Consider the following 25,518-nt stretch of genomic DNA (forward strand, 5'->3'; position numbering starts at 1 on the left):
CAATTAATCAATAATAAGAAAAACCCCAAAACTATTGCCTAAATTTAAATTATTACCCCACAAGTTATAGGAATAACACATGCCAATGGACATCTCAGAACTGCAATCGAAACGAATTTCCGAACTATATAAGATTGCTAAGGAATTTAACCTCTCAGGTTACAGCGATTTAAGGAAACAGGAATTAATCTTCAAAATCCTTGAAGCCCAATCGCAAAAAGATGGATTAACATTCTCTAAAGGAGTGTTAGAGGTTCTTGCAGATGGATATGGATTTTTACGTTCGGCAGACTATAATTATTTACCATCGCCAGATGATATTTATGTTTCTCCTTCCCAGATAAAGCGTTTTAGTCTTAGAACCGGTGATTTTGTTAGCGGACAGGTTCGACCTCCCAAAGAGGGGGAACGTTTTTTTGCTCTTTTAAGAGTTGAAGCGGTTAATGGTAAAGATCCGGAAGCAATTAGGGAGAGAACACTTTTTGATAACTTAATACCGCTTTATCCTACTAAAAGGTTAAAACTTGAAACCGCACCCGGTGAACATTCAATGAGAATAGTTGACTTGCTATCACCAATCGGGAAGGGGCAAAGAGGTTTAATTGTATCACCTCCAAAAGCTGGTAAAACTATTTTAATGCAAAAGATAGCGAACTCAATCACTAGAAATCACCCCGAAGTTAAAATTATAATGTTATTAATCGATGAACGACCTGAAGAAGTAACAGATATGCAGCGTTCTGTTCAGGCTGAGGTTATTAGCTCTACATTTGATGAACCCGCTGAAAGACATGTTCAAATAGCGAATATGGTTATTGAAAAAGCTAAAAGAATGGTTGAAGCGGGGGATGATGTAGTAATTTTATTGGATAGTATCACAAGATTGGCTCGTGCTCACAATACTGTAATTCCTCATAGCGGTAGAATTTTATCTGGCGGTGTTGATGCTAACGCGCTTCACAAACCAAAAAGATTTTTTGGCGCGGCTAGAAATACAGAAGATGGCGGTAGTTTGACAATTATTGCAACTGCTTTAATTGATACAGGGAGCAGAATGGACGAAGTGATTTTTGAAGAATTTAAAGGCACGGGTAATATGGAATTAGTTCTCGATAGATCACTATCAGATAAAAGAATGTTCCCAGCCATTGATGTTAATAAATCGGGGACAAGAAAGGAAGAATTACTTCTTAGGGAAGATGAACTTAATAAGATTTGGATTCTTAGAAAAATCATTAGTGATTTTGATCCTGCCGAAGCAATGGAATTTTTATTAGATAAAATGAAGGGAACCAAAAACAATAAAGAATTCATACAAAGTATGAATAGCTAGTTGATTTTTTCGATGAGCAAAATAAAATCAACATTTATTATTGCGTTTCTTTTTTATTCAGTAACTGTTTTTTCACAGAATAATGAAAAATTAGTTTTTATCGAAACTAATATTGTAGAAAATGATTCTGCTTTTACTATCTACATATCCTTTAAGGTGCCAAATACGAATTTGGTATTTAAAAAAAATAGTGAGAACGATTACAGAGCCGGAATTAACATCAACTATGAGTTAATCGGCGATAAAAAAATAGTTAATCGTACTTCTATCCAAAGAAACATATCGGTACAATCATACGAAGAGACAATACGGGCCGATTACTTCCTACAAGGACTTACAGAAATTATAGTACAAAGGGGTAAATATGAAATTAATCCGTTCATATCGATCGATAATTCTCAAATTAGCTATAAAGATGAAACCCTAATTATTGATAGCAGTAAGGAGCAAAAAATAGATTTGCCAATTATTTGCTCACTCGACAAAATGAGCTGTTCAAATTCTCAGCTTAAGCTGACAAATATTGGAAATAGAATTCTGTTTGGAGAGGATAGTTCAATTTTGTTGGTGCCAACAGATAAAAAATATGACTCTCTTAAAATATTTTTTCGGCAGGAGGGTAAGAAAATTTTAGAGAATCATATCACAGAAAAATTTAAAAGCAATTTTAATTTTACAGAATGTAAAGAGGGAATATTTATTAAGTATGATTCCACAAGCAGTGGGAATAAAAACTATTTTATTTTAAGAGAATTCGGTAATATAATTGATGAAGGTAAAATAAAAATTATTGTTATTGCCAACCAGGATACTCTGCATAATTATTTTCAAGATGTGTATTGGTTAAATAAACCCAAAAGTCTCTCCGATCCTGAACTAGCTTTTAAATTACTTGAGATAATTGAGAACAAGGAAAAGTTGAAAGGAATATTAAAAACCAATAATGATGATTACCTATTAGCTTTAAATGATTATTGGTCAAAAAATAATCCAAGTTCAAATAAATCATTTAATAGATTAAAAGAAGAATATTACTCACGAATTGACTTCGCAATTCAAAACTATGATAAGAATAGAAGTAGCATAACTAATTTGTCCGATAGATCAAAAATTTATATTAGGTTTGGAAAGCCCGATCAAGAGCAGAGAATTTATCATGAAGGAGCCGCAGTTAAGGAAGTATGGTATTATAAAAATTTAAATAGACAATTTGTTTTTGTTGATTTAACCGGATTGGGAAATTATACACTTGAAAAGTAAAACGTTTGCTATCACTTGCGGCGATATTAATGGTATTGGTCCTGAAATTGCCATAAGAACCATCAATTATTTCTCAAAGAAAAAATTCAGATTTGTCTTGTTCATCCCAAAAAATGTATTTATAGAAATTCAAAAATTAGTCCCACTTAATTTTACCTACCAGATTATATCAAATGTCAGTGATGCTTTTATCATCAACAAAAAAGTAAATGTTATTGATATAGGAGATGTAAAGCTAACTAAAGGAAAACCAACTAAAGATTCTGGTGAAATGTCAGTAAAAGCAATAAGAGAGGCTTATCAATTCTGTAAAGTTGGAATTTGTGATGCGATGATTACCGCTCCTATTTCTAAGACTGCATGGGAGTATGCTGGGATTAAACACCCGGGGCAAACCGAATTGCTTGGTAAGCTGGATAACAATACACCAATGATGATGTTTTTATCAGATATATTTAATTGCGCATTATTTACGATTCATGAACCGATAAAGAATGTTGCTAAACTCCTAACTAAGAAATCACTTGAGACTTTTATACGAAATTTGATAAATAATACAAAAGATTATCTTGGAGTTAAAAAACCAAAAATTGCACTACTTGCGTTAAACCCTCACGCCGGAGAGGATGGGAGAATTGGTAGCGAAGAATTTGAGATTATAAAACCAATTATAAATCGAATTCCACAGTTAAACATTTTCGGTCCCTTTGTTCCCGATGCTTTTTTTGCTACTAATTCATTTAAAAATTATGATGTTGTTTTAGGCATATACCATGACCAAATATTAATCCCATTTAAAATGCTGGCTTTCAATAAGGGTGTAAATTTCACAGCTGGATTAGAAATTATAAGAGTGTCTCCCGACCATGGAACTGCCTTTGATATTGCATGGAACGGGAAAGCTGATTCTGAAAGTATGATTAATTCAGTTTTATGGGCTGAAGAGATTGTCGAAAATTACCATAGGCGTAAATGAAAAATAATAATTACGCTGAGCTGTCGCTTATTTATAATTCGCTAATGAAGAAGATTAATTATGAATATTGGGCTAATTACATTTATGCCGTTTCCACGATCGATTCTAAAAAAGTTACTAGTGCCTTGGAACTCGGGGGAGGGACTGGTAAATTATCCGGGTTTCTGTTTCATAAATATAAAAATTATGTTCTTTCTGATTTAAATGTACGGATGTTATCAAGAGATGAAAAAAGTAAAGTAATGAAAGTCTGTTGTGATATGAGAGCTATCCCCTTTAAAAATAAATTTGATTTAATATTTTCAACATTTGACTCGGTTAATTATCTTACAAGTAAAATTGCATTCATGAAATATTTATCGGAATCGGAAAAAGTGTTGAACGATGATGGGACACTAACTTTTGACATAAGTTTAGAAAGAAATAGTCTTAGATACGAAAAATTATTAAATCGAAAGGGGGAATTGAATGGTATCTCCTTTATACAAAAAAGTAATTACAACAAAAAAAATAAGATACATACAAATGAATTTGAACTCAGATTGCCGGATGGGAAGATTATTAAAGAAAAACACAAGCAAAAAATATGGGATATGATCGATTATTTTGATATGATTGACAAATCGAAATTCTTTGTGCAGCATTGTTTTGAAGCATTCACATTTACCGATGTAAAAAAAACAACTGAGCGAGCTCAATTTATTCTAAAGAAGAAAATTTATGTTAAGCATTAATCACGTTTATTTTTCATTTCAGAATCAACCGGTATTTTCGGATCTCAACATGGAAATTGGTGAGGGAGAATTTGTATTTATGATTGGAAAAAGCGGAGTAGGGAAGACGAGTTTAACGAGGATGATATATATGGATTTGCTTCCTGATTCCGGTACAGTGCAAGTGGCTGAGTTTGTGTCGGATACGATTAAACCAAAGGAAATAACTAAGTTGCGCAGAAAATTAGGACTTGTTTTTCAAGATTTTCAGCTACTCAGAGACAGAAATGTATATGACAACATAGCTTTAATTTTGGAAATTACTGGCAGCCAAAGAAAGCATATTAAAAGAAAAGTGATGCATGTATTAACCGAAGTTGGACTGGCTCATAAATACAATAATATGCCAGATGAACTTTCGGGTGGTGAAAAACAACGAATTGGGATTGCAAGGGCAATCGTAAATGATCCAATACTTCTAGTGGCAGATGAACCTACCGGGAATCTCGACCCTGAGACATCAGAAGAAATATTGGATATATTAAAAAAAATAAATATGAGGGGAACCTCTGTGCTCTTCGCAACTCATAATTATGAATTAGTCCGTAAGGCAGAATCAAAAATTATAAAACTCGAAAATGGAAAAGCTGTAAAAGTTATATTAAAGAAAAAATTTGAATAAAATTAATTTTTAAGTTTTTCTAAAATATCTTCAGTTATTTCATTAATTGCTTTTGTCCCATCCACACTAATAATATTTACCTTCCCACTGTAGTATTCAAGAACCGGCGATGTTTGTTCGTGGTAAACATTTAATCTTTTGGTAACAACCTCTACAGTGTCATCTTTCCGTGTTATGTAGCTGTTTGTTGATTTACAGTTAGGGCAAATGAAATCATTAGTAATTTCAGATCTGATAGCTATATTTCCGCAAACATTGCAAACCATTCTATTAGTAATCCTACTTATCATTATGGAATCTTCCGCTTCTAATTTTACCAATAGAATACTACTCAATCCTAATTCCTTAAAAATATTATCCAAAATCTTTGCCTGATTAACAGTGCGTGGGAAGCCGTCGAGTATAAAACCATATTTACATTTATCTTGTACTAATACATCTTTCAGCATTCCGGCTACAATCTCATCGGGTACAAGACCTCCGGATTCAACAATAGATTTAGCTTTTAATCCCAATTCAGTTTCATTTTTAATTGCTTCTCGAAGTATATCGCCCGTGGAAATATGTGCTATATTAAGCTTTGAGGCTAAAATTTTTGCTTGAGTACCTTTTCCCACACCTGGAGCGCCGAAAATTATTAATTGCATTTTTTATCTCTCATAATTAGGTTATTTATATCCTTAAATTTATCAGAAAAGTAAAGGCAGTGCAAGTTGGGGCGAGTATTAATTTATATTTCTTTTTCTTTTGAAAAAAGATTCGAGTAATGCTTTAGATTCATCAGAATAAATGCCCGAATAAACTTCAACGGTGTGATTGTATTTGCCCGATTGAAGTATATTAAAAATTGATCCCGCAGCGCCAAATTTTGGTTCAAATGAACCAAAATAAACTTTTGAGATTTTCGAAAGGAGAATTGCTCCAGCACACATTACGCATGGTTCAATCGTAACATATAGTTCACACTCTGTTAAAAATTTGCTTTGCAGATTATTCTCAGCGGAGGTAATTGCGAGCATCTCAGCGTGAGCTGTGGAGTCTTTAAGCATTTCTGTCTGATTGAACCCACGCCCTATAATTCTATTTTTGTGAACTACTACAGCGCCAATAGGTACTTCTTCATTTTCAAGCGCTTTTTCTGCTTCTAGTAGTGCCGAGTACATGAACTTATATACAGATTCATTAAATAGCATTGAGTATTCGTTATATATGAAGTGGTACGCCCGGAAGGACTCGAACCCTCAACCCTTTGATCCGAAGTCAAATGCTCTATCCATTGAGCTACGGGCGCATAAGTGACAAAGATGTTGTCTGACAGTCACATTCTTTAGTGAAAAACAAATTGAATTTGTACACCCGTAGGGATTCGAACCCCAAACCTTCTGATCCGTAGTCATAGGGAATTGCCGTTTTCAGTTAAAAAAGTAAACTTTATGACGTAAGTCCCTACTTTTTCCCTACCGAACATAGGAGGTTTTCTTATGTTCATATCAAAATCCAAGAAGTCACCATTCTATCAACTTACTTATGAAGTCAATGGCAAACGAACAACGATTTCAACAAAAACAAAAAATCCTAAAGAGGCGTACAGCTTTCTAGCAAATTTTCAGTTACAAAAAGAACAACCTAAAAAACAAACCGATTGTTTTTTATTATCAAAATTTAAAGACGAATATATTGAATTTGTCACCCCTATCAAATCAAAAAAATATCTTATCTCAATTTCATCTTCATTCAAACAATTAATCGCTTTTTGTGGTGATATTCCATTGAATGAAATTGATATTCGGATACTTGACAAATTTATTACATCAACATTTTCACGAACCAAAAGAGGTGCGCATCATTATTACCGTACTCTTAAAGCAGCATTTAATAAAGCTGTAGAATGGAATTACATTTCAATTAATCCATTCACTAAAATCAAATTTCCTAAAATGCAAAAATCCTTTCCTCTATTTCTTAATGAAGATGAACTGCTAATTATCCTGGCAAATACTGCATATCAGCATCTTAAAGATATTTTTACAGTTGGTTTTTACACCGGCCTACGTCTTGGTGAAATAATTAATATGCGCTGGGATTGGGTTGACTTTCACCAGAATCAAATTACTGTTAAATGCACCGATCAATTTCAGACGAAGAACAAAAAAGAAAGAATTGTCCCTATGACTGATAAAGTGATTTCAGTTTTATTGTCTCGTTTTTATAAACAGACCCATCCACCGCATGAATTAGTATTTTATAGAATTAGAAATAAAACTCTTTACCAAGAATCTATAAGTAAGCAGTTCAAAAAAATAATCCGTAAATCAAATCTGAATGACAAAATACATTTTCACACCTTACGTCATTCCTTTGCTTCTCTGCTGGTGCAAAGGGGAGTATCTCTTTTTGTTGTTAAAGAATTGTTAGGTCATGAAGATTTAGCAACAACTCAAATCTATTCCCACCTTCAGCAGCAAAATTTGAGAGATGCGGTAAATCTTTTATAATTTGTTGCATGGCATGCTCGCGTTTTAACCGTGAGTATGCCCTTTTCTATTTTATCAAATAAACATCCCGCTTCAGTTACCGGAAATGGAAATTATGTGATGCAGTTAATCTACTTTAACTATTTTCATAAAAATTAAACATTATGATTGACAATAGTATCAAATTCAAATAAATTGATTTGGGAGTTGTACATTTTCAGCTTTGTCTTATTCCCCTGATTAGTCCAAAATAAATTGAAACTGCTCTAAAGGAAATATAAAATGAAGCACTTATTTCTTTTACTTACTTTAGTCTTAGCAATATGGTTGCCGGGATGTGGTAGCGAGTCATCCCCGGTGAAACCGATTGAACCACCAATAGAAAAACCGATAGAAAAACCAACACCGGCAACATTCACCTTAAATGGTATTGACCTGAAAGGAACAACAATAACCCTAACGGGTTATGTTGAAACGAAAGAAGAGACTCAGGTATTTCTTGAATGGAAAAATACCGGAGCAAGTTCTTTCTTCTCAACACCAACTGAACCTGGTACTGTTTATAACAACAGTCTAGTAACTGTAACATTAAGTAATCTTGAACTCGGAAAAACATACGAGTTTAAGTTTAAGTTACGTGATGCCAGAAATGGCACCGTAACCTACAGTAGAGATTCGATGTTCTCTATAGCCAAGAATTTAAAAATCGGTGACCTATACGAAAAAGGGGTAGTTATAAAAATATGGGAGGAAAACAGTATAAAATTTGCACTGTTAGCCTCTGAAAGGGATCTAACAACTTCTGGCTTCGGGCAACCACCTCCTGGATACGGGGGGGCAAATATGGATGAAGCTTTAGCGTTATGTATAAAGTACGGTACTGGCTGGAGACTACCAGACAGCACGGAAGCTTTTTTAATTAGGGACATGTACAAAAAAGGTGTTCTAAAAAACTTTGTAGACCCTGCATGGGATCCCTATGGAAGATACATGACCAAACATTTTGCAGGAAACACTGTATTTGCGATTACTTTATTCTCTCACCCCAATGGAGATGGATGGATGTTAGGAAACCCTCCCATAAGTGTAAGAGCAGTAAAAATAATTGTAGTTAAGTAAACATTCCGAGCCAGTAGTAATAAACCTCTACTGACTCACTTGTAGCGTGGCTTGTGATAACGTATATTAAAGGAAGGACAACAAGGGGAATAAAAAATGAAGAATTTAATCTTTTTTGTGTTATTAATCCTAGTTATAGGATTAACGTGGGGATGTGAATCCCCAACAAAACCAACACAAAAAATAGAGATCGAGCCCGAAACGGCGAAAATATCTGCTTCGGCAACGCCAGATACTGTGGTTGCTGGAGACCCAGTTACAATAACTTGGTCCGCAAGTAATGCAGATTACTGTATTACTCCGTTTGGTGTTAGTAGTACCAGTGGAAATGCTGTTGTTTCTCCAAGGGAAACAACAACCTATGTTATCTCTGCGGTAAAAAATAAAACAAAAACCACGGCCGAAGTAATTGTGGTAGTGAAACCTGCCCCAATTGAGGTCGGAAGGCCTTATAGGGATGGGATTATTGCTCACATTGATTCTACTGGAAAGCATGGCTGGTATTTTACTCTCTCGTCAACAGAAATGACATGGAAAGAAGCAAAAAATTACGCCATGTCAAAAGGGGGAAGATTGCCTACAATAGAAGAATGTTTTCTGTTATATAATAACAGAAATAAACTTTTTTCTAACATTACTTTTTTATCATTTTGGTCAAGTGAGTCAGTCACCGAATCAAGTGGTATTACTTTTGTAAAAACCGTAATATTTGTAGTTCATGAATTCCAAGGAAGAATTGCAAACTCCTGGGAAGGATACGAAAAACAAACTCTTTTAGTTTTCGACTTCTAAAAAATATTCCGAGCCTGTGTGATTAAATTCACACAGGCTCTTTTTGCAACATGGCTTCTGATAACGTATATTATAGGAAAGCCCTCAACTACAACAGCTTAAAATTACTCTCAATAATCTGAATATTTGCTTGCGGTCAAGAACCACTTCTTGACTGAACCATTCGTTTATAGTTTCCTGGTGGTCATAGCGAATCTTTTTTTACTACTAAAAAGCATGCTCAAAACCTCTACGTGAGTATGCTCAATTTTCCTTTCCTTCCAAATTTCTGCCCCTTCACCATCCACTTTCAGCACAAACTCACCCCACCCGATACATAATCTTCCCCTTTTTCAAAACCCGTCGTTGAAGCAACGCTTTTCTATTTTTGTTCTTACGCTTTTATTTTATGTCTCACTTCTTGTTTAGCTAATAGCTGAATGCTGACAGCTGTTAGCTTTTTTTACAGTGCATCCTTTACGATTTGGATTAAATCCCTGCCGGAAAGGGAAGAGTACGCAATCCTTAATCACACATTCGCGCACTTGCTTCATTTCATATCCGGAACATTCCAGACAATGTTTCTTAATCGCTTTTAACGGAGTAATTCCCTTTTTGCTTAACATAAATTTCAGCCTCTTGTTTGTTTGCTTGCGGTCAAGAACCATTTCTTGACCGAATCATTCCTTTTTCTCGGCAGTCAAGCTTGCCCGCCGAAGGCTGGTTTACCCGCTTGTGTTAGCGGGAACCATTTCTTGGCTGAACCACACTCCTGTCAATCAAGTTTACCCGACGTAGGCTGGTTTAACCACCTTTTTTAGCTATTATTATTTTACTTATTCTTCTGGTGCTTCAAATTCTTGCTGGCTTATCGCCTATGGCCTAATGCTGATGGCAAATTTCATTTTCTGATTGTTAGTAACATAGTACAGTAACATAGTTAGTGTAATATATTAGTAATATTAAGTCGACCTGTTTAGTTGCCGGGTAATAACCACCGATTTGTACCTCATCGAATCCATTTGCTGTCTCAAGTTATTAGACCAAATTTGATCTTCAATCCCTAATTTTAACTCATGATGCTTTAGTTTTTTCTTAGCAATCAACTCACATAATGAATCTCTCTTTTTAATCTTTGTTGAATAATACTTTTCCCGTTGCTGGTATGTAATTGTAGTAACCAATTTTTTCTTAACTAATTTTAGAATACTTGTCTTAATCTGTCGCGCGCTTAAAGCACTTTCATTTTTAATCTCAACTTCTTTGATACTCTTTTTTTTATATCCCAAAACTCTGCAACTTATTTGCTCATAAGTGATTCTTGCGTAAGGTTTGCTTTTCCCCAGTATTGAATGTATTGCCGCCAATACAGCATATTCTCTAAATCCAAATCGTCCGTTAATAACATCTTCTATCAATTGTTTTCCCATTCTGCAGTAAGCATCCTTACCATATATTTTTTCATATTCTATAATTTTGGTTTTTATATCTATCCATTTATTTATTGCTTCTTCAAAGGAAAAAAGGGGAGTGTTATACTCTATCGAGACTAACGCTATTTTCTGATGAATGGGATTTTTGCAGTCAAAATCATTTGCCTTGATAAGCTCCGGATTGCATAGTTCTTTAATGGTTGATTTAAGTGCATTATCAACAATGCACATAATTAAAATATCCTTTAATAAATTTTTATCACCCGAACAATAACTCAAACAAACCAATGGAAACTCAATGAATTTCTTATCGAACTGATTCCGCCGCATCATATTCCCACATCATTAATCCGAAAAATCTTTACTGGTGAATTCTCCCTCTTACTAAGTACTTGTCCCGCGATTTTAGCGGGAAGGAGATGCCCAAAGGGCGGAGGGGATACTTCTCGCGCATCACCTTTACCATCTAATTTCTTTACCGCCTCTCTCAGCGTATCCATATTCAGATGAGCATAAATTTCAGTGGTTGAAATAGAGGAATGTCCTAGCAGTTCTTTTATAGAGTAGAGTGGAACACCATTTTGAACTAGATTTGAAGCAAACGAATGTCTTAGCGTATGAAAATGTATTGATTTATCCATTCCCGCAGCTTTGCAAGCCAGCTTAAATTGTTTTGAAATGTAATCGCCGGTAAACCCTTTCCCATTGTCTTTACAAAACACAAAGCCACCGATATTCTTCTCTTTACAAAAGGGGAGTATGGAAGAGGATTTTATTTTATGTGTTGAGAGAACCAAGGTGAGGGCTTCACACACCGGGACAAACCTTTGCTTTCTTCCTTTCGTTGTAAATTTATCATCACCAACTGTTATAACTCTTTTTACTAAATCAATATTCTTCCATCTTAGATTTACAATCTCGGCTAACCGCATACCTGTATAAAACGCGAATACAATAACATCTTTCACTATTTTACTTTTTATTTTATTGCTGATAGCTAACAGCTGCTCGCTGTTAATAAATGCTGGAGCTAACTTTTGCTTTTTCGGTAGTTTTACTTTAGTGAAGTAATTATCTTTAACATATCCCCAATCTTTAGCTTTATTGAACGCTGCTTTCAGTGTTCTAAAATAAACTCTAAAACCATTGGTCACATTTTGCTGTAGATAAGTAGAAAAGTTTTCCACTTCCTTCAATCCGATTGTACTAATTGATTTTCCTGAACCGAAATACATTATTAAATGCTTAAATGAACTGCAGACTGATATATAATATGCCTTTGATCTATTCACCTTAATCATATTGCAATATTCATTTTCGAATACACGAAGCGTTATAATTTCTTTCGTCTCAATATTTGGAATAATTGAAAGCAGTGTTTTTAATTTATCCAAATCATCTGTAGTAATATTTTTCAGAAGTTTATTCATTTCTTCTTTACTCCCAAACGATTAATGCCTATTGAATAACCATTAATGACCATTAATTTCTTTTTCCCCGTCTGCTCTTCAACGGAAACTCAATTACTATTTCATCATCATCCCTTAATTCCAAATCAATCTGATTCGGATCTTTTGCAATTGTAATCTCTTCCTTTAACTCAATACTTTTACCCGACATGGCGGACTTCACTTTCACCCGCTTCTGTGGGGCGGACTCATCACTCTTCACTCTATACTCATCACTGCCTTTAAAAATCCACTCATCCAGCTCATTTTTCGAAAAGAAAATAATCTTGCCGGTTGGTTTGTAATGTGGGATAATTTTTTGATAAGTAAGCTTGTACAAATAACTAGGTGCGTATCCAAGGTATGCGCACGCTTCCTTAAAGTTTAGCGGTTTGTCGTTTTTCTTCTTGAGTAATTCTTCTAGTTTAGAAAGTTTCTCTAGAATTATATTCTGATCTATTGATGTCACTCCGAGCGGAGTCGAGGAGTCTTTCTGTTTTCGCATCTCACACCTCATGTTGTTATATTACATGAGAAATATGAAACGAAGAATCAACAAAAAGAATTTATCGGCTTTTATGCGATTTTATGGCAAAGCCATAAAAGATGATGAAAGATTTCATTACACCCCTCATTTCTTTTATGGCATTTTATGCCTCAGACATAAAAGACCATAAAGTATTCAGTCATCGAATCCGATTTCGTCAATGATTTGTCTCATCAGATTTCCTGTTTGAGTAAAGTTCTCTGTATAATTTTTCTTTTGCGGGAGGTCCCTAAATAGGGTCCCTTTTTTATTAACAAAGTGTTTAGAAATTATTTTGAATTTGTTTTCATCGTCAATCGCACCACGCTTTGCCAGCTCATCAATAAAAATTGCAAAAGAACAATCACTATCGTACCAACTAAACTTTCTCGAATGGTTAAGTCCTTTGCATAACGGAATCTGTTTCTCATCTGAAAAATGAATAAGTATTTCTTCTTTTGAATATTTCGGGATAATTTCATTCTGATGAAGACAATCAAATAGTTTCAACAGTTTTTTTTCTCCACTTCGCCATATTATTCGGCCTGATGTATCAATTTCATTAATAACATTATTTACGCATTTTGAATAATCATTCCATACTGCTCTTGTTTCAAGCTTCGTCTTATAATGTAATAAAAGATTATCCGACCTCTCCAAATAATCAGAGTATTCCTCACAAAGATTCTTTACACAAATCTTTACAATCTTCCTTGTAATGGTTCGTTTTATTTTCTTATCAGAATTGACAAGTTCAACTAGGGAAGTCTCTTGATTAACTGTTTTTGCGGAAAGTTTTATTTCAGTTGGTTCTATTTTCTTTGCTTCACATTTAACGTCCTGTATAGCATTCCTGCATCTTACAATTTCTTTTGAAATGAACTCGATTTTATCAATATCAAGTTCCATTTCCTCTAATCGTTTTTCCAGTTCGATAAATGAAAACCTTTCAATTGGCATATTTCCCCCTGTAAATTGATAGATAATTAATTAATACACACAATTTTTTCCGTCGGCCCTACTCAAGATCTGAATCCCGGATATTTCCATGGGATTTAAGACGTAGAAAGGTTCTTTTTTGAATGCCCCTATTTATTATCGAACAACATAGTTCTAAAGCACCTATTATATAATAATTTCCTTTTTTAATATCACTACTATTTTTAAGCAATAATTTAGCAACCACTTATTTTTAGTAATGTGTCTTTCTTGTTTAGCAATTCGAATGGCTTTGTCGTAATTTCTTTACAAATTATCATGTTTTTTTTGCAAATCATGCTTAATTTAAGTTAAAGGTTTCTTCTTTATATTCACTTAAAATAGCGGGAACATGGACGGTCAATCATTAGACATCCTTTCGGAGAAATTATCCAAATTAAAAGAATTTTACCCGGAAGCTTTTACCGAAGACCAAATCGATTGGGAGAAATTACAAGCAACTCTTGGCAATCAAATTAATCTCAGTCAAGAGCGGTACCATCTTAATTGGGCTGGTAAATCAGAAGTATTTAGAATTCTTCAACAAAGAACTTCCGCAACGCTTATTCCGGTTCCTGAAGAATCATATCCAATCCAGCCATCAATCTGTCATTCCGAATCCACGATGAATCGGGGTGAGGAATCTCAAAATATTTTCATCGAAGGTGAAAACCTCGAAGTCCTCAAAGTATTACAAAAATCTTACTTCGGTAAGATTAAAATGATTTACATCGATCCGCCTTACAACACCGGTAGCGATAGTTTCATTTATCCGGACCGATTTGCCGAATCTAAAGATGAATACCTAAAACGCATTGGAGATAAAGACGAAGAAGGTCTCCTGCTTAAAGAAGGAATGTTTAGAAAAAACAGTAAAGATAGCGGGCACTACCACAGCAATTGGTTAAGTATGATGTATCCGCGCCTTTACCTTGCAAGAAATTTACTACGTGATGATGGAGTAATCTTTGTCTCCATAGATGATAACGAAGTTCACAATCTCCGCATGATTATGAATGAGATTTTTGGTGAAGAGAATTTTGTAGCAAGCATCATTTGGCAAAAGAAATATAGTCCTCAAAATGATGCAAGATGGCTCAGCGATAATCATGATTTCGTTTTATTATATGGTAAAAATAAAGAAATCTGGCGGCCATTTCTTTTAGAACGGACTGAAGAAATGGATAAAAGATATTCCAACCCAGATCATGATTCAAAAGGACCGTGGAAATTAATAACATTACATGCTAAAAGTGGTAAAGGAACTCATTTTGAATATTCCTTCAAGAATGGTTATGTATGGCGGCCGCCATCTGGTACATACCCAAGATTTAGCTTGGACACATTGAAGAGATACGAAGAAGAAAACAAGATTTGGTTTGGAAAAGATGGGAAATCAGTTCCGGCTGTAAAAAACTATCTTTCAGAAGTAAAACAAGGAATTACGCCTCTAACAATTTGGATGCATAAAGAAGTAGGTCATAATCATGAAGCGAAAGAAGACATTAAAAAATTATTAGAAAGTAATCCGTTTGATTCACCCAAACCCGTTAAGTTGCTCAAGAAAATTTTAGCAATATCTTCCAGTGATAATGATTTGGTTCTCGATTTTTTCGCCGGTTCTGGAACAACAGCGCAAGCTGTAATGGAATTAAATAAAGAAGACGGCGGTAACAGAAAATTTATTCTTGTCCAACTTCCGGAAAAAACAGACGAAGCTAGTGAAGCTTACAAAGCCAATTACAAAACAATTGCGGATATTTGCAAAGAAAGAATTCGTAGAGTTATCAAAAAACTTAATACGCCTGCATCAGTTTCCCCATCCTTATTTAAGGAGGGGGAACAAAAGGGGGTGGTCGGTTTTGACGTTTTCAAACTCGCTCCTTCCAACTTCAAAATCTGGCGCAGTGATGTAATAGAAAACACAGAAGACCTTGAGAAGATGATGAACATATTTGATGATCAAGTAAAACCAAATGCAGAAAAAGAAAACATGCTTTACGAATTAATTCTGAAATCTGGTTATCAGCTTACCGTAGAGACGGCATACTTGTCTGCCGATAGGCATGATATGCCGTCTAAAGAAGGTGGTTACTATTCCATCAACAACAACGAAACAATAATTCTTCTGGAAGTGATTGACCAAGCATTAATTGAGGAAATACTAAAACTTAAACCAAAGAATGTTATTGCTCTTGATAATCTTTTTGTGGGTAATGACCAGCTTAAAACAAATACAGTTTTACAAATGAAAGACGCCAACATAGAATTTAGAACGGTGTAGGCACAATGAAACCATTTGTCCCTCATAAATTACCTATCGATAAATTGGATTGGGAAAGCCTTATACCTCTTATTGCAGAAGCTAATAGAGAACTTGCAAGATATGATGGAATTTTACAAAGCATTTCTGACCCTGAAATTCTATTAGCTCCTTTATCTATTCAAGAGGCTGTTGTTTCATCTCGTATAGAAGGTACCCAAGCCACAATGGAAGATGTTTTGCTGTTTGAGGCCCAAAAAAACGAAAAAATTCCATTATACCCGGATATTCAAGAGGTTATTAATTATCGCAAAGCTTTGCATTTTGGATTAAAAAGAATTGATAAAGATAATTTCCCACTTTCTTTGCGTTTAATTAAAGAAATGCACCAAGTTCTTATGGATGGTGTTAGAGGTAAAGATAAGGACCCTGGTAATTTTAGAAGAATTCAAAACTGGATTGGTAAACCCGGATCAAAAATTGAAGAAGCTTCTTTCATTCCTCCTGCACCTAACATTATTTTGCCTGCCCTTGATAATTTTGAAAAATACATGCATTTCGATGAAAAAGATAGACTTGCTCAACTCTCTATCATACACGCACAATTTGAAGTAATACATCCGTTTCTGGATGGCAATGGTAGGCTTGGCAGAATTTTAATCCCTTTGTTTTTATATGAAAAGAAAATTCTCTCTAGACCCATGTTTTTTATCAGTGCTTATTTTGAAAAGAATCGAAGTCTCTATTACCAAAAATTGAATGCTATCAGTCAAGACAATGATTGGAATGGTTGGATAAAATATTTCTTGAGTACTTTAATTCTTCAATCAAAAGAGAATACAATAGTTGTTAAGAAAATCCTTTCTCTATACGAGGAAATGAAAATAATTATTGTTGATCTAACCCATTCTCAATTTGCAATAAATACTTTGGATTCGATATTTAATGCTCCATTATTTAGCAGTAGCGAGTTTATCAAGTCATCAAAGATACCTCGTGATAGCGCACTTAGAATTCTCAAGATTTTAACATCCAATAAAATATTGCAAGTAAAAAATGAGGGTCGTGGAACGCTTCCGACTATTTATATATTTAATAAACTTTTTAGGCTGGTTAATTCCTAATGGCTTGTGTTGAACATATTGCGATATATTCAACACAAGGGGCTTAGTATTGAATCCATTCAACGCAAAATATGGTGGGAATATTTGAATGAAAGTTTCGGTAATGTAAGTGTAACTCGAAAAATAAACCAGTATAGATTATTCTAAAAGTAACTACCTAATGTTAGTATAATTGAAAAACTACTTACTTAAAACAAATACAGTACTACAAATGAAACTTGCCAAAATAGAATTTAGAACGGTGTAATCGGAGGATATAATGATTAAATTAATTTCTGCTACTGTTAACAAGTATAAAAGTTTCTCAAAAGCACAAACTGTATCATTCCAAAAAAATATTACAACTTTAGTTGGTATGAATGAGTCTGGCAAAACAGCTTTTCTAGAAGCCTTAGCTAAAGTAAATTATTTCAATGATGATCCGAAATTTAAGTTCGATGTCACTCAAGACTATCCAAGAAAAGAATTAAAGGCTTATCAAAAAGACGGAACGGTTGCTGAAGTAATGAGTTGTAAATATGAAATATCGAATCAACTGCTTGAAAAGATCAAGAGCGATTTAGGTGAAAATGTTTTTAGACAGACAAGTTTCCAAGTCGGAGTTAAATATAATTACAGTAGAACTTGGAGCAACATACAAGCTTCAGAAGCGGAATATTTGAAATGCTCATTTGAAAACTATTCTTTAGATAAAGAAATTAAAGAAAAGTTTGAGGGAATTAAATCACTCAAAGAAATACCAGAATTACTTAAAACTATTGAGGATGAATCGGCCAAAAAAGTTCTTGAAGAAATTCAAAATAAAATTATTAAAAATTCTCATGATTGGCCCAATAGAGTTGAAGGTTATATTGTAAAAAATTGGTTAGAGCCAAACCTTCCCAAATTTTGGTATTATGATGAATATTACTCATTACCTTCAAGAATAAACCTTTCTAAATTTGATTCTAAAAGTAAAGAAGAAAGTATACAGACAATTAATGCATTATTCGAGATGGCAGAAATAAATATTAAGGAAATTCTTGAGAAATCAGATTTTGAAAGATTCAAAGCGGAATTAGAATCAACTTCTATTCATATTACTGAACAAATATTTAAATACTGGTCAGCAAACGTAAATCTTGATATTAAATTTGATATTGATGCGGTAGAGAGGATGGAAAATGGACAAAGGATTGTTGATAAATATCTTGATCTAAGAATTTTCAATAACCGCTATAAAATGTCCTTGCCTTTAGCAAAGAGAAGCAAAGGATTCAATTGGTTTTTTTCATTCATTGTTTGGTTCGGTAAAATTCAATCGGACAAACATTCAAATTATATTTTGCTCCTTGATGAGCCCGGCTTGAATCTTCACGCTTCGGCTCAAGCTGATCTTCTTAGGTTCATTGAAGATTTATCAAAAGATTATCAAATAATTTATTCTACGCACTCACCATTTATGATAGAATCAAATCATCTTGAACAAGTAAGAACAGTTTTTGAATCAGATGAAGGTTCAATAATATCTGAAACAATTCAAGAGAAAGATCCAAGAACCCTTTTCCCACTTCAAGCAGCTCTTGGATATGATATAGCTCAAAATTTGTTTGTCTCAAAGAATAATCTAATTGTTGAAGGGCCAGCTGATTTAATTTATTTATCATCACTTTCATCCATTTTAGAAGACAATGGAAAAGTTGGTTTGAAAGAAGGCATTACTATTGTTCCCGTAGGTGGCTTAGATAAAGTTGCAACATTTATCTCATTGTTAGCTGGGAGTAAATTAAATATTGCATGTCTCCTTGATAATTTTACTGATGTGAAAGGAAAGCAAAGAGTTGATGATCTAATTAAGTATAAGATTATTAAAGAAAAAAATATTCGTTTTTTCGGTGAATTTGCTAATACAAAATGTAAGCAAGCAGATATCGAAGATTTATTCTCTAAGGGTGAGTACTTACAATTATTCAATTCTGCTTTTAACGAATATGCAGAAATAAATGAATCGGATCTGGATGTTTCCATTGAAAGAGTAGTTGAACAAATATCTAAAATCATTGGTCATAAGTTTAATCACTATCGTCCAGCCTATTTTCTTGCAAATAAAGGTATAGATAAATCTTTTTTTACTGCAGAGACTATAGAAAGATTCGAAAAACTGTTTATTGAAATCAATAGGTTGTTTTAGTGAAACTACTCTTCGATTCCAAACAAGATTACCAATTAAAAGCTGTCAATTCAGTTATCAAACTGTTTGAAGGACAAACTATAAATAAAGGCGAGTTTGAACTTACTTCAAGTTCTGCTGGTCTTGGTTTCTCAGATTTCGGTTTTGGTAATCGGCTTGAATTAACTCATACAGATATTCTTAATAATCTAAAATCAGTTCAGAAAGAAAATGATATTGATGATTCAACAGAGCTTAACTTTATTTCTTACACTGATAACGATGATAATAATAACCCGATCAAAACCGAAACTAACTTCCCAAACTTTACAATCGAAATGGAAACTGGCACCGGTAAGACCTATGTTTATCTTCGGTCCATTTACGAACTGAATAAAGTTTACGGATTTACAAAATTTGTAATTGTTGTTCCAAGTGTTGCTATCAGAGAAGGAGTTCTAAAAAATCTCGAAATTACCGATGACCATTTCCAAATGCTTTATAACCGTCCACCAATCAATTATTATGTTTACGATTCCAAACGGCTTCCATTATTAAAAAGTTTTGCAACAAACAACGCTATACAAATTCTCATCATAAGCATAGATTCTTTCGCTAAAGACACTAATATCATAAATCAATACCGCGATAGCACTAACGGAAAGAAACCGATTGAATATATTCAATCAACTCAACCTATTGTAATTCTTGATGAACCACAGAATATGGAGACAGATATCCGCAAGAAAGCAATTGCAAATCTCAATCCTCTTTTTGTTTTAAGGTATTCTGCAACTCACAAGTTTATTTACAATCTTATTTACAAGCTCGATCCGGTAAAAGCCTATGATCTTGGTTTAGTTAAACAAATAGAAGTTGATTCAGTCTTTTCGGAAAACGATTTTAATAAAGCATTCATCAAGCTGGAAGACATTAAAGCCGCAAAAACAAAAGTAACCGCAACACTCAGAATTGATGTCAACCTGCCTGCCGGTAGGCATGGTACAGAAAATGGTGTTCAAAGAAAATCTGTAAAAGTTGATTCTAAGAATTATGATTTATACAAACTTTCAAACAACCGGGACCAATACAAAGATTTACTCGTTTCAACAATAAACTTCGCTGATGGTCAAATTGAATTGTCTGATGGAACTACTCTTCAACTTGGAGAAACACAAGGAGCGCTTACAGATCAGATAATGAAAATTCAAATCCGGAAAACTGTTGAAGAGCATTTTATCAAAGAAGCCAAGCTGAAAACAAGCGGTGTAAAGGTTCTCTCTCTTTTCTTTATAGATCGCGTAGCTAATTACCGGGATTATGATTCGACCGGAAATGTAATCAAAGGCAAATTCTCAAACTGGTTTGAAGAAGCATATAGCTTTTATCAAAATAAATATCCGTCCACTCTTAACTATCAAGTCGTATCTGTTCATAATGGTTACTTCGCCCAAGATAAAACCGGAAGGTTCAAGGATTCCTCCTCCGGTGAATCTAAAGCCGATGATGATACTTACCATTTGATAATGAAAGACAAAGAACGATTACTCGATAAAGATGAACCGCTAAGATTTATTTTCAGTCACTCCGCTTTACGCGAAGGCTGGGATAATCCAAATGTATTTCAGATATGCACATTAAACGAAACAAATTCTGAAATGAAAAAACGTCAAGAAATTGGAAGAGGTTTGCGTCTTTGTGTTGATCAATCCGGACTCAGAATTTTAGATAAGAACGTCAACCGCTTAACAGTAATTGCAAATGAAAGTTATGAAGACTTTGCCAAAAAACTTCAAAAAGAAATTGAAGATGACTGTGGAGTTGTGTTTACTGGAAGAATCAAAGATAAACGCAAACGTGAAACTGTAAATATCAAAAAGGGTTTCCAACTTGATAAAAACTTTCTCGAGCTGTGGGAAAAGATAAAACACAAAACACGCTACAGAGTAAATTACTCTACAGAGGAACTGATCAATAAAAGTTCTACTGCTATAAATAAAATGCCGGAAATTAGTGCCCCAATTATAAAATCGGTTAAGACTGGTGTGGATATCGTAAAAGAAGGTATAGAAGGAAAACAGCTTAACTTTGGTGTTTATCGTGTTGATGATCTTCCAAATGAAATCCCGGATATAGCCGGTTACATTCAAAATAAAACCGAACTTACCCGCTCTACAATTATTAGCATCTTGAAATCTTCTAACAGATTAAAGGATGTCTTAAAGAACCCACAGCTTTTTCTCGATCAATCAGTAAAAGAAATAAATACGGTCCTTACCGATTTGATGATTGAAGGAATTAAATATGAAAAACTTGGTGACACAGAATATTACAAAATGGAATTGTTCGCCAAAGCTGAAATAGAAGCTTACCGAGAAAACTTGTATAAAGTTAAAAACCAGGATAAAACTCTTTACAATTACATTGAATTTCAATCCAAAGTAGAAGAACAATTTGCAAAAGATTGTGAGTCGAATGAGAATATCGATTTCTACATAAAACTTCCGCACTGGTTTGTAATTAAAACCCCTATCGGCACTTACAATCCCGATTGGGCTTTGATACTGAAGAATGATGAAAAGATTTACTTTGTTGCAGAAACAAAATATTCTTTAGATCCACAAAAATTATACTCATCAGAGAATTATAAAATCAAATGCGGCAAAAAACATTTCGAAGAATTTCCAACGGTAGTTTATAAAACTGTAACTAAGCTTGGTGAAATAATTTAGGAGTACTAATAAATAACCTTTTTATTAACAATCTAATTACCTCAATATTGAGAATACTTTTGAAAAATGTAACAATTTCAATTCATGTCAGCTACATTACGCTATTTTTTAAAAAAAGTTATTGATTTAACAATAAGCATTAATTAAGTTTATATATAATGTCTGTAAAATACGGTAGAGAACAAATAAACTATGTATTCCTACTTTTTTCAATAATCTTATAATTGATTGAAATAGCTAAATAATTCCAGCAAATATAACTTATAATAGAGGTTTATTGTAGAATTGAAAAATAAAAATTAGGGCAACAATAACGCTATAATTAATAAAAACATAAGATGATGTGAAATGGAATTAACCTCACATGATAAAAAGATAATTCAAAAGTATATTTCTGCATTTAGTGAACATCGAAATCCCGAGGATGTTTTATCTGATTGCAGAACTTCTGTTGTAACATTAATGCAAAGTATACTTATTGAAGAGTATAAATACGCGCCTACTTCAACGGACCTTAAAGAACCCGCAAAATGCTTTTTTGAATCTGATTTTATCGAAAAAAAGATTGGCAGTAAAAGAGAACCACGTTCCCAAGAATTGTTAAATATTAAAAATCAGATGAGTATTGTTCTTCAAAATAGAAATTTTAAACAATATTCAACAGATGATGATAATGAAAAATTGGAGGAACTCGCAAAACAAAGTAAATCTGCATTGACAGTTATTTGTAGATGGTTTTTTTCAAAGCATAAAAAATTTCAATTATCTTTAGTTACAAATCTCTCTTTTGACGACAAAGAAGCTGTGAAACACCTATTTTATGTTAAAATTGATAAGAAAGAAAAAGATGTAATAGAAAGAGAATATTATTATGTAATACTTTTGATTGATAGCTCTCAATCAATGTTATGGCCTTACTTAAAAGATCAACGTAATTATGATAAAGAAGATTCAAGTGACTATAAAGAAGCTGTTTCAGTTGTTCAAAAGGCGATGCAAGTTGCTCATGAAAAAGCATTAACTGCACTACGAGGAAGCAGCATTTGTAAGGGAGATAATAATTGTACTGGTTATATGATGATATATCAATACACTTTTAATCACAGAAAAAAACTGCTTAACCCACCTGAAGAACTTTCTTCAGTTGGTTTAGATAAAGTTGCAAAGATTAGTAAAATCAATTATTATCCCGAAGGCAGAACAGCATTATATGATGTTATTGATGAATCAATCAAAGTTATATATGACAATTACTTGAAGAAAGCGATGGACGAGGAGAAAAGGATTGATAAGGTCGCTATTGGAGTTATAACAGATGGGGAGGATACTGTAATAACCGATGCACATCAAAAAGCTTCCAAAATCTCAGAAATTAGAAAATATTTAAACATATTGCGAGGTCAAGGCGATCTGAGTAAATGCTTTCTTGTAAGCAGTGTTTTGATTGGACTGACTGGCACCGATTTTTCTGAAAGTAAATTGAAAGAAATTAAAAGTGAATTAACATTTGATGAAATAATTTCTATAAATCAATCAGATGAACATTCAATAAGGCAAGCCTTTAAACTATTTTCTACAAATGCAATAAACGTATAAAGCAATGAAAGTAACAATTAATAATGCAGAATATCTTTTAAACGACACCAATAAATATGGTGGTGAAGGAGATATCTATACTGTTAATTTTAATGGGGAAATGAAGTGTGTCAAAATCTATGATTATTCTAAAAGGACACCGTTTAATGAACGTAAAATAATCTCATTAATTAGTAGATTAAAGAGGATTAATTTAGGTGGTATCGAGGATAATATTGCCTATCCAGAATATCCGGTTTATGATTCAAAAACTAAACGTTTCTGTGGTTTTGTAATGAAATATTTTAATAACCACATGATGATCCTAGATCTAAAATATTCTAATAATAATTATTCGTATGGTGATACTAATATAAATGATATTGATATCCTCAAATTAGTTGATAATCTATTTTTTTATTTAAGAATTCTGCATAAAGTTGGTTTTGTTTTAGGCGATGTCAATCCTGAAAATATTTTAATTGATAAAACATCTTTACTTCCTGCATTTGTAGATTTTGATTCTGTCCAAGTTGGAAGTTTTTTCAGTAATACAAAGAGAAACGATTATATTGACCCAAGTGTAAAAACTGATGGGTATGGCCGAAGTAGGCATTTCATTTATACTACTGATAGTGATATTTTCTCTATGTCCATCATTGCTTATGAATTAATATTAGGCACAAAACCACATTTTTTCCAGACATCAAATCCAACTGAAACAAACTTTAAGAAAAAAATTGGTTTGAGCTTACTTGATTATTACATGGAGAATTTTGATAAAATCAACGATTATTCACTAAATATCGAAAAGAATAATTTTTATAAAATTATATACGAACGCCTAAATTATTTAAAAAATCACCATAGCAGCATTTTCAATTTTTTTAAGGGAATATTTACAGAAGGCAAGAGATATTATTACTATTACCAGCAAATAAGAACTATAAATATCCAAAAAAGACATGGGATTATTGATATTAGTGAGACAGAATTAATCTCTCAATCTAAAGCCGACCCTGACGAACTAGAAATTTTCATGAAACAATTTAATATAAGCGTTCCATAATAATGCAAATATTATTCGATTATAGCGTAAACTATTTATCTGATTCTAATCACCAAACTAAATTACCATTTTCTATCTTTGGTATGACACAACAAGGTTTATCTCATAAAGGTCAAAACATTGGAAATCAAGATGCTGCTTGTATATTTGTCGGTCAAAATGCTATTATTGGAGCAATTGCTGATGGTTGTACTAGTGGCAAAAACTTGAATGGAAAATCTTCTAATCAAGTCGGAGCTAATATAATTAGTTATTTAGCAGTTAGTATTGCACGTAAACTTCTAATGAAGAATCATATTTCATTCGATAATTTTATGTCTCCATTTCAACAATATCTTATCGACCATCTTAAAAAATCTCTTAATGCTTTACACCCATGGAAACAAGAAAAGAATGAAGTTATTAGTAATTATTTTTCAGCCACTATCATCACAATAGTTATAACGAAAAAAAAGTATTTAATTTTATATAGTGGCGACGGAAATGTCTTTATTAATGGAGAGAAAAAGGAGTTAAAACATCAGAGTGGAAAGTATTTTACAAATAATCTCTTTGATTTAAAATATACAAAATCTGGGTACATAATAAATCCTGACTATCAAATTCGTTGTTTACAAAAAGGAAATTCTAATCATCTTAATAGCATTTTAATTTCTACAGATGGTTTTATTGACGATGATGTTGTAGCTGCAGAAAATTTCCCAAATTTCTTTTTTAATCCAAATGGCATCATTAATAAAAATGGATTTATTGATCGTAGAAAGGATTTCAGAATAAATTTACTTGAAGAAATAACAACTAGTAAAAATGGTAGAATGTGGCCGGCTGATGACGCTACTTTTATCTCGTTAAATAGAATTAATAAATCAAGTTTGTAATATGGCATATATTAA

Annotated in this window: 23 protein-coding genes and 1 tRNA gene; 16 read left to right on the top strand and 8 right to left on the bottom strand. The window is 33.2% G+C overall.

Annotated elements, in window-relative coordinates; genetic code table 11:
* The first annotated feature begins 85 nt into the window (after nucleotides 1-85).
* Genes rho through KF816_08375 form a run of 5 tightly spaced genes read left to right on the top strand, consistent with a single transcriptional unit; the run spans nucleotide 86 to nucleotide 4,964 of the window.
* Nucleotides 86-1,333, top strand: a complete 1,248-nt coding sequence (gene rho, locus KF816_08355; protein ID MBX3008023.1) for a transcription termination factor Rho — start codon at nucleotides 86-88, stop codon at nucleotides 1,331-1,333.
* Nucleotides 1,334-1,345: 12 nt separating this feature from the next.
* Nucleotides 1,346-2,593 carry a GWxTD domain-containing protein gene (locus KF816_08360; protein ID MBX3008024.1) on the top strand — a complete coding sequence of 416 codons (1,248 nt, stop codon included), beginning with the start codon at nucleotides 1,346-1,348 and terminating at the stop codon, nucleotides 2,591-2,593.
* Nucleotides 2,583-3,569 (top strand): 4-hydroxythreonine-4-phosphate dehydrogenase PdxA, encoded by a 987-nt coding sequence (gene pdxA, locus KF816_08365; GenBank protein MBX3008025.1) that lies wholly within the window; start codon nucleotides 2,583-2,585, stop codon nucleotides 3,567-3,569. Before KF816_08360 ends, pdxA begins: the two co-directional genes overlap by 11 nt.
* Nucleotides 3,566-4,303 (top strand): methyltransferase domain-containing protein, encoded by a 738-nt coding sequence (locus KF816_08370; protein MBX3008026.1) that lies wholly within the window; start codon nucleotides 3,566-3,568, stop codon nucleotides 4,301-4,303. Before pdxA ends, KF816_08370 begins: the two co-directional genes overlap by 4 nt.
* The gene (locus tag KF816_08375) at nucleotides 4,290-4,964 is read left to right on the top strand and encodes an ATP-binding cassette domain-containing protein (GenBank protein MBX3008027.1); all 675 of its coding nucleotides are present in this window, start codon (nucleotides 4,290-4,292) and stop codon (nucleotides 4,962-4,964) included. Before KF816_08370 ends, KF816_08375 begins: the two co-directional genes overlap by 14 nt.
* A gap of 2 nt (nucleotides 4,965-4,966) precedes the next feature.
* Here the strand turns inward: KF816_08375 and KF816_08380 are convergent, their stop codons facing one another.
* The 3 genes from KF816_08380 to KF816_08390 form a co-directional block, all read right to left on the bottom strand.
* The gene (locus tag KF816_08380) at nucleotides 4,967-5,611 is read right to left on the bottom strand and encodes an adenylate kinase (GenBank protein ID MBX3008028.1); all 645 of its coding nucleotides are present in this window, start codon (nucleotides 5,609-5,611) and stop codon (nucleotides 4,967-4,969) included.
* Nucleotides 5,612-5,689: 78 nt separating this feature from the next.
* Complete coding sequence (tadA, locus tag KF816_08385; GenBank protein MBX3008029.1) at nucleotides 5,690-6,157, bottom strand: tRNA adenosine(34) deaminase TadA; 468 nt, start codon at nucleotides 6,155-6,157, stop codon at nucleotides 5,690-5,692.
* A 22-nt stretch (nucleotides 6,158-6,179) separates the two neighbouring features.
* Nucleotides 6,180-6,255, bottom strand: a tRNA-Arg gene (locus KF816_08390).
* A gap of 190 nt (nucleotides 6,256-6,445) precedes the next feature.
* Here KF816_08390 and KF816_08395 point away from each other — a divergent pair.
* The 3 genes from KF816_08395 (at nucleotide 6,446) to KF816_08405 (ending at nucleotide 9,349) form a co-directional block, all read left to right on the top strand.
* Complete coding sequence (locus KF816_08395; protein ID MBX3008030.1) at nucleotides 6,446-7,459, top strand: tyrosine-type recombinase/integrase; 1,014 nt, start codon at nucleotides 6,446-6,448, stop codon at nucleotides 7,457-7,459.
* Nucleotides 7,460-7,720: 261 nt separating this feature from the next.
* Entirely contained in the window at nucleotides 7,721-8,557 is an 837-nt protein-coding gene (locus KF816_08400; protein MBX3008031.1) for a hypothetical protein, read from the top strand.
* 96 nt (nucleotides 8,558-8,653) lie between these two features.
* On the top strand, nucleotides 8,654-9,349 hold the full coding sequence (locus tag KF816_08405) for a hypothetical protein (protein MBX3008032.1): 696 nt from the start codon (nucleotides 8,654-8,656) through the stop codon (nucleotides 9,347-9,349).
* 404 nt (nucleotides 9,350-9,753) lie between these two features.
* On the opposite strand, the gene KF816_08410 is transcribed toward KF816_08405, so the two are convergent.
* From KF816_08410 to KF816_08425, 4 genes are all read right to left on the bottom strand, one after another.
* Nucleotides 9,754-9,954 (bottom strand): hypothetical protein, encoded by a 201-nt coding sequence (locus KF816_08410; protein MBX3008033.1) that lies wholly within the window; start codon nucleotides 9,952-9,954, stop codon nucleotides 9,754-9,756.
* A 336-nt stretch (nucleotides 9,955-10,290) separates the two neighbouring features.
* Complete coding sequence (locus KF816_08415; GenBank protein ID MBX3008034.1) at nucleotides 10,291-11,091, bottom strand: hypothetical protein; 801 nt, start codon at nucleotides 11,089-11,091, stop codon at nucleotides 10,291-10,293.
* A complete protein-coding gene (locus KF816_08420; protein MBX3008035.1) occupies nucleotides 11,091-12,191 on the bottom strand; it encodes a tyrosine-type recombinase/integrase in 1,101 nt (366 codons plus the stop codon). Before KF816_08420 ends, KF816_08415 begins: the two co-directional genes overlap by 1 nt.
* A gap of 52 nt (nucleotides 12,192-12,243) precedes the next feature.
* Nucleotides 12,244-12,726 (bottom strand): helix-turn-helix domain-containing protein, encoded by a 483-nt coding sequence (locus KF816_08425; GenBank protein MBX3008036.1) that lies wholly within the window; start codon nucleotides 12,724-12,726, stop codon nucleotides 12,244-12,246.
* 22 nt (nucleotides 12,727-12,748) lie between these two features.
* On the opposite strand from KF816_08425, the gene KF816_08430 reads away from it, so the two are divergent.
* A complete protein-coding gene (locus tag KF816_08430; GenBank protein MBX3008037.1) occupies nucleotides 12,749-12,886 on the top strand; it encodes a hypothetical protein in 138 nt (45 codons plus the stop codon).
* A gap of 5 nt (nucleotides 12,887-12,891) precedes the next feature.
* On the opposite strand, the gene KF816_08435 is transcribed toward KF816_08430, so the two are convergent.
* Nucleotides 12,892-13,695, bottom strand: a complete 804-nt coding sequence (locus tag KF816_08435) for a hypothetical protein (GenBank protein ID MBX3008038.1) — start codon at nucleotides 13,693-13,695, stop codon at nucleotides 12,892-12,894.
* A gap of 370 nt (nucleotides 13,696-14,065) precedes the next feature.
* Between KF816_08435 and KF816_08440 the strand changes: the two genes are divergently transcribed.
* The 7 genes from KF816_08440 (at nucleotide 14,066) to KF816_08470 (ending at nucleotide 25,503) form a co-directional block, all read left to right on the top strand.
* Entirely contained in the window at nucleotides 14,066-15,997 is a 1,932-nt protein-coding gene (locus KF816_08440; protein MBX3008039.1) for a site-specific DNA-methyltransferase, read from the top strand.
* Between the two features lie 5 nt (nucleotides 15,998-16,002).
* Entirely contained in the window at nucleotides 16,003-17,100 is a 1,098-nt protein-coding gene (locus KF816_08445) for a Fic family protein (GenBank protein MBX3008040.1), read from the top strand.
* A gap of 259 nt (nucleotides 17,101-17,359) precedes the next feature.
* Entirely contained in the window at nucleotides 17,360-19,270 is a 1,911-nt protein-coding gene (locus KF816_08450; GenBank protein MBX3008041.1) for an AAA family ATPase, read from the top strand.
* On the top strand, nucleotides 19,270-21,981 hold the full coding sequence (locus KF816_08455; protein MBX3008042.1) for a DEAD/DEAH box helicase family protein: 2,712 nt from the start codon (nucleotides 19,270-19,272) through the stop codon (nucleotides 21,979-21,981). The genes KF816_08450 and KF816_08455 overlap by 1 nt, the downstream gene beginning before the upstream one ends.
* Nucleotides 21,982-22,329: 348 nt before the next feature.
* On the top strand, nucleotides 22,330-23,577 hold the full coding sequence (locus tag KF816_08460; GenBank protein ID MBX3008043.1) for a VWA domain-containing protein: 1,248 nt from the start codon (nucleotides 22,330-22,332) through the stop codon (nucleotides 23,575-23,577).
* A 4-nt stretch (nucleotides 23,578-23,581) separates the two neighbouring features.
* On the top strand, nucleotides 23,582-24,625 hold the full coding sequence (locus KF816_08465) for a hypothetical protein (protein MBX3008044.1): 1,044 nt from the start codon (nucleotides 23,582-23,584) through the stop codon (nucleotides 24,623-24,625).
* Between the two features lie 2 nt (nucleotides 24,626-24,627).
* Nucleotides 24,628-25,503 (top strand): protein phosphatase 2C domain-containing protein, encoded by an 876-nt coding sequence (locus tag KF816_08470; GenBank protein ID MBX3008045.1) that lies wholly within the window; start codon nucleotides 24,628-24,630, stop codon nucleotides 25,501-25,503.
* Nucleotides 25,504-25,518 lie beyond the last annotated feature (15 nt).

Source organism: Melioribacteraceae bacterium, from assembly GCA_019638015.1.
Lineage (GTDB): Bacteria > Bacteroidota > Ignavibacteria > Ignavibacteriales > Melioribacteraceae > JAHBUP01.